Raw genomic sequence first — 8,263 nt, 5'->3', positions numbered from 1 at the left:
GTAGAGCAACTGACTTGTAATCAGTAGGTCGTGGGTTCGACTCCTATCGCCGGCACCATCATGGAGGATTAGTGAAGTGGCTAAACACGGCAGACTGTAAATCTGCTCTCTCAGAGTTCGGTGGTTCGAATCCATCATCCTCCACCATTTCTTTTCTTTAGGGGCATAGTTTAAGGGTAGAACAACGGTCTCCAAAACCGTTGGTGTGGGTTCAATTCCTGCTGCCCCTGCCAATTAAATAGTTGTATGGCGGTCGTGGCGAAGTGGTTAACGCACCGGTTTGTGGATCCGGCATTCGTGGGTTCAATTCCCATCGGTCGCCCCATAACAACTACATATTACACTTTATGCGTTGGGGATTAGCCAAGCGGTAAGGCAACGGACTTTGACTCCGTCATCCCTAGGTTCGAATCCTAGATCCCCAGCCATTTTTATGCGGAAGTGGCTCAGCGGTAGAGCATCGCCTTGCCAAGGCGAGGGTCGCGGGTTCGATTCCCGTCTTCCGCTCCATCTTTTATGGCGCCATAGCCAAGTGGTAAGGCAGAGCTCTGCAAAAGCTTTACCCCCAGTTCGAGTCTGGGTGGCGCCTCCACAATTTTTTAAAATTTAATAATTTGCGCCCTTAGCTCAGCTGGATAGAGCGTTTGACTACGAATCAAAAGGTCAGGAGTTCGAATCTCTTAGGGCGCGCCATCAATTTGCCGGCGTGGCGGAATGGCAGACGCGCGCGACTCAAAATCGTGAGGGAAACCGTGGAGGTTCGAGTCCTCTCGCCGGCACCATATTGAATAAGACAACCTGTAGGATCTATGATCTTGCAGGTTTTTTGTTATTTCAGGCTTGTATACAGCCACTGCTATTCCGAGAAGATGAAAGCGGTCTGTCAAGATTAAGATTATGCAGAGAACAGATGTATACCGTCCGATGTATAGCTAGCTGCAATTGGCTAATAACAAGCATACATCTAACAATGACAAGGCCTATCCATTAACCAGCGGGATAGACCTTGTTTGTCTTTCAGTCTTAAGGTTGGCGCGTTCCCCGCCTGAGGTCCAGTAATAAAAACCGTCGCGGGTCCGTTTTGGAAACTATGCAAACAACCTACAATAGGTACATAAGCAAGAAACGAAACAAATGAACAAAGCAAAGCGTATTGAGAAGCAACAGCAACTAATAATGAAAGGCGGTGACATAAACAATGAACGGAAAAAATGCATTGGGTGCTATTCTGGTCGTGATCGGCGCATTGATGGTCATGAAGTTTATCGGAATTAATCTGGGATGGATTATTAGTCTTATCATGCCATTCATCTTGATTGGTCTTGGCGTGGTAGGTATTCGCAATAACAGCAAAATTATCGGCGGCATTCTGATCGTAGTCGGAGCTATTATGCTGATTGGCAAATTGGCAGGCCTGTTCGCACTACTGCTCGCAGTCGCACTTATCGTATGGGGCGTCTCCTTATTCAAGAATCGTAGAAACAGGATCTAACGATGAATCATAAAAGATTACTTATAGCAGTGGACGAAGGAGGCAAGGACGATGAGTATCATGCGGAGAGTGCGGGATATGACGGTGGCGACGCTTAATGAGCGTCTGGAGAAAGCCGAAGATCCCGTAAAGCTGATCGATCAGTTTCTCTGGTCGACAAGAGAAGAAATTATCGGAGCGGAGAAGCTCTATCAGCAATGTAACGGACATAGCAATCATTTGAAGGTACAATGGCTGCAAGCCGAACAGCTGAAAGAAAAACGTGAGCAGCAGGCAATCATCGCGCTGAAGGCTGGCGAGGAGCATGTGGCACGGATCGCACTGATGGAGAAAGCGTCCAGTGAGGAACGCGCGACACAGTACCGTGAACTGTATGAGCAAGCGCTGCAAAGCACGAGAGATTTGGAAGAGCAGCTGCGAGAGCTGCGCAGCGAATACCAAACCGTCTATGAGAAGCGGGAGTATTTTGCTGCACGAATGGAGTCCCTTCGCTTACAGCAGCGTATGAATGAGCGTTATACCGGCAGCAGCACATATGGTTCGGCAGGACAACAGCCGAGCGGCATGTTCCGCAAGCTGGAAGACCGGATTTCAGATATGGAGCTGGAAGCTCGCAGCTTACGTGATCTGCGCAAAGCAGGGCAAGAATTTATTACCGAAGCGGGGCATACGCTGCAGAACGTCATCGAGCGTGAGATGGAGCAATTGAAACGTAAATTACAACAGGAAGGATGGAAGCCCTAATGAAGAAACTGTATCGTTCGCGCCGCGACAAGAAGCTGTTTGGCTTATGCGGCGGTTTAGCCGAAATGCTGAATGTTGATGCGACGCTGCTGCGGATTCTTCTGATCGTGGTGACCGTCTTTACAAGCGGTGCATTAATACTTGTCTATATTCTTGCTGGATTAGTTGTTCCCAAAGATCCATACCACTATGGCGGATATGGACCGGGCGGTTATAATGGCGGCAATTGGAATAACGGACCGCAAGGCAGCAATTACACTGGACAGGATCATGGTTTCGGTTACAAAGGCTCGTACAACGCCCCGCCTCAGCCACCAAGTTCAGGCGGAACAAATTGGCAGTCGCCGCCGGCGCAGTCGGCTTCTAATATAGATGCCATGATGGAAGATTTGGAAAAACGTGCATTGCGCAAAGAAATTGAAGAGCTTCGTGCTAAATTAGCGAAACATGAGAAGGGAGAGTTTTAACATGAGTATTTTCAAAAGAATGAAAGATATGACGAAGGCATCGTTACATGAACTGCTTGATAAAATGGAAGATCCGGTTGTAATGCTCAATCAGTACTTACGCGATATGGAGGCTGAGATCCATACGGCTGAGCTCACAGTAGCTAAACAAATGGCAAGTGAGCGCCGCATGAAGCAGCGCCTTGATGAAGCCGTCCGCAGCGGTGCAGACCGCGAGGCGAAGGCAGAGACAGCACTTCGTGCGGGTCAAGAGGATTTGGCACGCAAGCTGCTTGAGGAGAAAATCTTCTTCGATCAGAAAACAGTCGAATACACAGAGATGCACACAAGCGCAAAAACGCAAGCGGATGATCTCATGACACAGCTGCACAGCATGAAAGATGAATACTACCAGCTTCGCAACAAGCGCAATGAGCTCGCTGCCCGTGCACAAATGGCGAAGGCGAAGAAACAAATGGCGCAAGTATCGTCTGTACATTCCATCGAGAGCGGCCACGCATCGCGCGGGTTTAGCCGAATGGAAGAGAAAATCATGCAGCTGGAAGCAGAAGCAGATGTGATGCGCGTTCCATACGGCGCCTACAATGCACCAGCGGCTGCTGCAGGCTCTGTAGACCCGGCTAAGCAGCTTCAAATTGAAGAACAGCTGCAAGCGCTCAAGAGCAAACTAAACCCGCCTTCAGGCGAGTAAATCTAACAAATGCATTCACAATAATCGTAAAAAGCTACAAACAAGCCATACATGGTCGGTGCGCTATTCAGGCATCGACTACTGGCTTGTCTGCGGTTATACATAGATGAAGGGGGTACCGGAGTGAAGGAAGATGCGTCTTGGCCGAAATCGGAGGCTGAGCAGGACCGGTCTTCGAGGTCGATGACAGCACCGGCAGCACAAGATAGGTTTCCGGTGTACCGGAATGAAGGACCGCCTTCAGCCATGCAAACGGAGAAGCGAAGGAATGCAGCTGAGACCGTATTGTGGATACTCGTTATTCTCGGCTTAATTGTATTGGTTCTGCAAGGAACCGGTTATGTGAAGTTGTTTGCACTGCAAAGTAAGGCAGCGCTGATCGGACTTACGGTAATTGCCCTCTCTCTAGTGCTGGCTACCGCGTACAGTTACTTGCAAAGCGTGAAACTTCGTGAGGCGATGAAGCGGCTTACGGAGCAGCAACTCCGCAAACGCCAGCGCCAGCGGGTAACACTGCCTGACCAAGAAGGGGAGGCGCAGGCGCCTGAATCCTTCTCGGAAGAGGATGAAGCCTGGACGGAGCAGGTTCGGTTCTCCGCTGTCATTGAGGAGCGGCAGCGGCTTGCACGTGAGCTTCACGATGCGGTTAGTCAACAGCTGTTCGCCATTTCCATGACGGCAACGGCTGTAAGCCGGACGATGGAGAAGGACTGGGAACGTGCAAAACGACAGGTACAGCTAATCGAGGAGATGGCATCTGTAGCGCAATCGGAAATGCGGGCATTGCTGCTTCATTTGCGGCCGATTCATTTGGACGGTAAAAACCTGGGTCAAGCTCTGCACAGCTTAATTGATGAGCTGAAGCAGAAGGTGCCGATGGCGATTACGCTGGAGGCAGATCCTACGATCAAGCTGGACACGGAAGCGGAGGACCATTTGTTCCGTATCGCGCAGGAGGCACTCTCCAATACTCTGCGCCATTCCAAGGCAGAGCATCTCAATATCTATTTGCAGCATGCCGGAGCGTACGTTCGGTTGACGCTGCAGGATGACGGAACCGGCTTTAACCTGGAGGAGAAGAAGCAGACTTCCTACGGATTGTTAACGATGGAGGAGCGCGTCAATGTGCTCGGTGGCTCGCTAAAATTAATAACTTCACCGGGAAATGGCGTATTAATAGACATATGGGTGCCTGCGGCTGGGCATGATGGAGGAGGAATATTACCGAATGGAAGCGATCGAACGAATGGACAGCATCGAACAACCTATTAAAGTATTGCTCGTGGACGATCACGAAATGGTACGAATTGGACTTGCAGCTGTGCTGAATACAGAGGATGGCATTGAGGTCGTCGGGGAAGCCAGCAATGGTATGGAAGGGATCCGCCTTGCGCAGGCATACCGGCCGGATGTCGTCTTGATGGATTTGGTTATGGAAGGCATGGACGGCGTCGAAACGACCCGTAAGCTGCTGGAGCTCTATCCAGACTGCAAAGTAATTGTGCTCACCAGTTACTTAGATGATGGCAAAATGTATCCGGTTATCGAAGCAGGTGCGTTCAGCTATTTGCTCAAAACATCCCGCGCGAACGAAATCGCAGATGCGATTCGTGCCGCGGCCAGGGGGCAGTCCGTGCTGGAGTCGCAGGTTGCTGTGAAGATGATGAACCGATTCCGTCAGCCAAAAGCCGAAGCGGTACGTGCGCTCCATGAGCAGCTGACTGACCGTGAGATGGATGTGCTGAAATGCGTGGCGAAAGGCTTATCCAATCAAGAGATCGCCGAGGAGCTGTTTATCGGGATTAAGACGGTGAAGTTTCATGTCACGAATATTTTCGCGAAGCTTGGTGTGGACGATCGGACGCAGGCGGCTATTTATGCGCATAAGCATGGTTTGGCGGAGTAGTACGTTTGGATAAAGGGCCGTTTCCTGGATTTCAGGGAGCGGCCTTTTTTTTGGCGATATCGCGTGGTGAAGTCATAAGGTTCTCCATTTCTTACGGAAGGCGAATGGAGTCAGACCCTCGCGTGCCTTGAAGAGATTAATAAAATGGCTGACATTGTCGATGCCGATTTCATCCGCAATTGCTGCGATGGATTGCGTGGTATATTTGAGCAGCTCTTTGGCCTTCACAATACGAAGAGAGATGAGGTAGTCATTCGGTGACATCCCAATATGTTTCTTGAACTCACGAGTGAAATGGTATTTGCTCACGGCATGCGTCTTCGCCATGTCATCCATCCGCAATCGCTCTGTATATCTACGTTCCATCTCCCGTACTGCATCGGCTATGTATGGCGGCATTTTGTTTGAGTCGGAATCTCTGACGTGAGCGGACAGAACAAGCTCGGTTGCTAATTCGGTCAGAAGCTTAGAGGCTAGAAGCTCGGTATGGACGGTTTTATTCTCATGGATATCGATTAGGGTTTGGACATGTCCGAGAAGAGGTGATTGCTGCTGCAACTGCAATCGGGGATCACCTTGCTGCGCATACAGCTCATAGTAATGCTTACTGGCTCCGCCATAGAAATGAACCCATGCGAACTCCCAATGTTCATTCACGGCCGTTCGATAATGCTGATGTGCCATGCAGTCGATGAAGAACAGCGAATTGGCCTGTAAGCTGTAAGTTTGCCCGCCATACTCGAGTCGCCCTTCTCCGGAGACGGTATAGACAAGCAGATAGGAAGGCAGGTGCTGTCTTTCTGTAAAATAAGGCGGATGCGTCCAGAAATAACCTGCTTCCTGCACGTACATCAGCGCAGAACGGGCTGCAACGCTTGGAGAAGTAATGAGACGGACGGAATTATGAGTCCAACTGTGAGAGGCATTCTCCGTGTACCGAGGCATGAGCCACTTCCTTCTTAGCAGTCTATTGACTTCATTATCTGACGCTTCGAGGAAGATAGCAATATTCTGTTATTTAGAAGCAATATAGCGCGATGTTAATTATTGGTGTACCTACTACAATGAATGTATAAATCTATTATTTATTCATTGGAGGAAACGACAATGTCCTTGCTCACACCCATCAAACCGGCAAAAAAGCCTCGCATCGGCTTATATTCGATCGGGCTGAAAGCGTACTGGCCGCAGTTTCCCGGACTTCGAGAGCGGCTTATCGAATATGGAAGTCATTTGGAGAAGAAGATGTCTCAGCATGGCGAAATTTATAATTTCGGACTTGTCGATTCAGAGGGCAAAGGGCGGCAGGCTGGGGAATGGTTTAATGAGAAGAACGTAGATCTTGTTTTCTGCCATGTGGCTACATATTCAACAAGCTCGACGGTACTGCCAATTCATCAAATTTGCAGTAAGGCTGTGATAGTCCTGAACTTGCAGCCGACCGCAAGGATCAATTATGCGCAATCGACGACAGGCGAATGGTTGGCACACTGCGTCGCTTGTCCGGTTCCGGAAATCTCGAATGCTTTTAATCGAGCGGGCATCCGTTTTCGCGTCATTAATGGCTTACTTGGGCTTGATTATACACCGGCGATTTCATTGACGGATGAGGTAACTTACGAACGTCCAGAGGCTGTAAAGGCGCTGCGCGAGATTGAGGAATGGATTAAAGCGGCTGGTGTTGTACGGACGCTGCGTCATGCACGGTTTGGTTTTCTCGGCAATACCTACAGCGGTATGCTCGATATGTACAGTGATTTTGCGATGCTCCAGGCGCAGTTGGGACTGCATGTGGAGGTGCTGGAGATGTGTGATCTCGATCGGTATCTGAAGGAAGTAACGCCGGAGGAGATCGAAGCGAAGCTCGAAGAAGTGGTTGAAATGTTCGAGATTAGCGGGGATTCCCCATCGGATCCCATTGCCAAGAAGCCAACGAAGGAGCAGCTGGAATGGTCTGCGAAGGTGGCAGTTGCGCAGGAGAAGCTGGTGCGGGCTTATGATCTGGATGCACTGACGTATTACTACCATGGGCAGGATGGGAATGAGTATGAAAAGCTGCAGGCGGGTTTTATCGTTGGCCATTCTCTGTTAACAGCACGAGGCATCCCATGTTCAGGCGAAGGCGATATGAAAACCGCTGTCGGGATGAAAATATGCGATATTCTCGGAACCGGCGGCAGCTTCTCCGAAATTGTCGTGGTGGATTATGTGGATGAAACGATTTTGCTGGGACATGATGGGCCGTTTCACATTGCGATTGCGAGCGAGAAGCCGATTTTGCGGGGGATGGGGCTGTATCATGGGAAGAAGGGGACGGGGGTCTCCGTTGAAGCGAAGGTGAAGCGGGGCTCCATTACAACACTGAATGTGACGCAGACTGGGGATGGCAAGCTTGCGATGATTGTGAGTGAAGGCCAGGCGACCAACGGGGAGATCATGCAAATCGGCAATACGCAGACACATGTGAAATTTGACGTGCATCCGGATGAATATATGGAGAAATGGTTTGCTGAAGCGCCTACCCATCATTGCGCAATTGCAGTAGGGAATCAGGCGTCTCCATTCAAGAAGGTGGCTGAGCTGCTGCAGCTTCGTCATGTGACATTGTGCAAAAACAATTAGGAGGAGTGAGCGGCGATGCAGCGAGTTTCTTTTATTTTGCAAATTGATGAGCGCAATCGTGAGGCATATATTGAGCGGCATCGGAATGTCGATCCGGAGCTGCTTCAGGCATTCGGGGAAGTGGGCATTCGAACGTATAGTATTTTTATCGATGGCGGTAAGCTGTTTGCTTATATGGAGGTAGTTGATTTCCAGCAGGCCATGCAGGCGCTTAGTATGCATCCGGCGAACATTCGGTGGCAGCAGTTTATGGCGGATTTGTTGATCAAAAATGATGATGGCGAAATTGTGCGGGAAATTTCCGAGGTTTTTCATTATTCGAGGGATGTTGGATAAAGCGC

The 8,263-nt window shown here is 49.8% G+C and carries 9 protein-coding genes and 8 tRNA genes; 16 read left to right on the top strand and 1 reads right to left on the bottom strand.

Annotation, left to right across the window (positions count from 1 at the left end; translation table 11 throughout):
• The first annotated feature begins 62 nt into the window (after positions 1–62).
• From AC506A_RS21840 to AC506A_RS21775, 14 genes are all read left to right on the top strand, one after another.
• Positions 63–147, top strand: a tRNA-Tyr gene (locus tag AC506A_RS21840).
• A 12-nt stretch (positions 148–159) separates the two neighbouring features.
• Positions 160–233: transfer RNA gene (locus AC506A_RS21835), tRNA-Trp, on the top strand.
• 16 nt (positions 234–249) lie between these two features.
• A tRNA-His gene (locus tag AC506A_RS21830) sits at positions 250–325 on the top strand.
• A 28-nt stretch (positions 326–353) separates the two neighbouring features.
• Positions 354–428: transfer RNA gene (locus tag AC506A_RS21825), tRNA-Gln, on the top strand.
• Positions 429–435: 7 nt separating this feature from the next.
• A tRNA-Gly gene (locus tag AC506A_RS21820) sits at positions 436–510 on the top strand.
• An 8-nt stretch (positions 511–518) separates the two neighbouring features.
• A tRNA-Cys gene (locus AC506A_RS21815) sits at positions 519–592 on the top strand.
• 24 nt (positions 593–616) lie between these two features.
• A tRNA-Arg gene (locus tag AC506A_RS21810) sits at positions 617–693 on the top strand.
• A gap of 7 nt (positions 694–700) precedes the next feature.
• Positions 701–782, top strand: a tRNA-Leu gene (locus AC506A_RS21805).
• A 416-nt stretch (positions 783–1,198) separates the two neighbouring features.
• Positions 1,199–1,492 carry a LiaF transmembrane domain-containing protein gene (locus tag AC506A_RS21800; protein ID WP_495463111.1) on the top strand — a complete coding sequence of 98 codons (294 nt, stop codon included), beginning with the start codon at positions 1,199–1,201 and terminating at the stop codon, positions 1,490–1,492.
• Positions 1,493–1,543: 51 nt separating this feature from the next.
• Positions 1,544–2,236: a PspA/IM30 family protein gene (locus AC506A_RS21795; protein ID WP_495463110.1), complete on the top strand. Its 693-nt coding sequence runs from the start codon at positions 1,544–1,546 to the stop codon at positions 2,234–2,236.
• Positions 2,236–2,703 (top strand): PspC domain-containing protein, encoded by a 468-nt coding sequence (locus tag AC506A_RS21790; RefSeq protein WP_495463109.1) that lies wholly within the window; start codon positions 2,236–2,238, stop codon positions 2,701–2,703. The genes AC506A_RS21795 and AC506A_RS21790 overlap by 1 nt, the downstream gene beginning before the upstream one ends.
• Position 2,704: 1 nt before the next feature.
• The gene (locus tag AC506A_RS21785) at positions 2,705–3,394 is read left to right on the top strand and encodes a PspA/IM30 family protein (protein ID WP_495463108.1); all 690 of its coding nucleotides are present in this window, start codon (positions 2,705–2,707) and stop codon (positions 3,392–3,394) included.
• Between the two features lie 123 nt (positions 3,395–3,517).
• Positions 3,518–4,666, top strand: coding sequence for a sensor histidine kinase (locus AC506A_RS21780; protein WP_495463107.1), 1,149 nt, complete (start codon positions 3,518–3,520; stop codon positions 4,664–4,666).
• Positions 4,623–5,300: a response regulator gene (locus AC506A_RS21775; RefSeq protein WP_495463106.1), complete on the top strand. Its 678-nt coding sequence runs from the start codon at positions 4,623–4,625 to the stop codon at positions 5,298–5,300. The genes AC506A_RS21780 and AC506A_RS21775 overlap by 44 nt, the downstream gene beginning before the upstream one ends.
• Before the next feature lie 72 nt (positions 5,301–5,372).
• Here the strand turns inward: AC506A_RS21775 and AC506A_RS21770 are convergent, their stop codons facing one another.
• A complete protein-coding gene (locus tag AC506A_RS21770; protein WP_495463105.1) occupies positions 5,373–6,245 on the bottom strand; it encodes a helix-turn-helix domain-containing protein in 873 nt (290 codons plus the stop codon).
• 162 nt (positions 6,246–6,407) lie between these two features.
• Here AC506A_RS21770 and AC506A_RS21765 point away from each other — a divergent pair, with 162 nt between their 5' ends.
• Together AC506A_RS21765 and AC506A_RS21760 are read left to right on the top strand one after the other, a co-directional pair.
• Positions 6,408–7,922 (top strand): L-arabinose isomerase family protein, encoded by a 1,515-nt coding sequence (locus AC506A_RS21765; protein WP_495463104.1) that lies wholly within the window; start codon positions 6,408–6,410, stop codon positions 7,920–7,922.
• A gap of 15 nt (positions 7,923–7,937) precedes the next feature.
• Positions 7,938–8,258 carry an L-rhamnose mutarotase gene (locus tag AC506A_RS21760; protein WP_495463103.1) on the top strand — a complete coding sequence of 107 codons (321 nt, stop codon included), beginning with the start codon at positions 7,938–7,940 and terminating at the stop codon, positions 8,256–8,258.
• Positions 8,259–8,263: the final 5 nt, after the last annotated feature.

The sequence above is a fragment of the Paenibacillus sp. N22P23 genome, assembly GCF_059383735.1.
Note: the sequence above shows the minus strand (reverse complement) of the source record. Positions and strands in the feature narration are given on the sequence as shown.

Excerpts from the sequence above, each read along its gene's own strand:
- AC506A_RS21760 (WP_495463103.1), top strand. The coding sequence starts at position 7,938 with ATGCAGCGAGTTTCTTTTATTTTGCAAATTGATGAGCGCAATCGTGAG.
- AC506A_RS21765 (WP_495463104.1), top strand. The coding sequence starts at position 6,408 with ATGTCCTTGCTCACACCCATCAAACCGGCAAAAAAGCCTCGCATCGGC.
- AC506A_RS21790 (WP_495463109.1), top strand. The coding sequence starts at position 2,236 with ATGAAGAAACTGTATCGTTCGCGCCGCGACAAGAAGCTGTTTGGCTTA.
- AC506A_RS21775 (WP_495463106.1), top strand. The coding sequence starts at position 4,623 with ATGGAAGCGATCGAACGAATGGACAGCATCGAACAACCTATTAAAGTA.
- AC506A_RS21770 (WP_495463105.1), bottom strand. The coding sequence starts at position 6,245 with ATGCCTCGGTACACGGAGAATGCCTCTCACAGTTGGACTCATAATTCC.
- AC506A_RS21800 (WP_495463111.1), top strand. The coding sequence starts at position 1,199 with ATGAACGGAAAAAATGCATTGGGTGCTATTCTGGTCGTGATCGGCGCA.
- AC506A_RS21785 (WP_495463108.1), top strand. The coding sequence starts at position 2,705 with ATGAGTATTTTCAAAAGAATGAAAGATATGACGAAGGCATCGTTACAT.
- AC506A_RS21795 (WP_495463110.1), top strand. The coding sequence starts at position 1,544 with ATGAGTATCATGCGGAGAGTGCGGGATATGACGGTGGCGACGCTTAAT.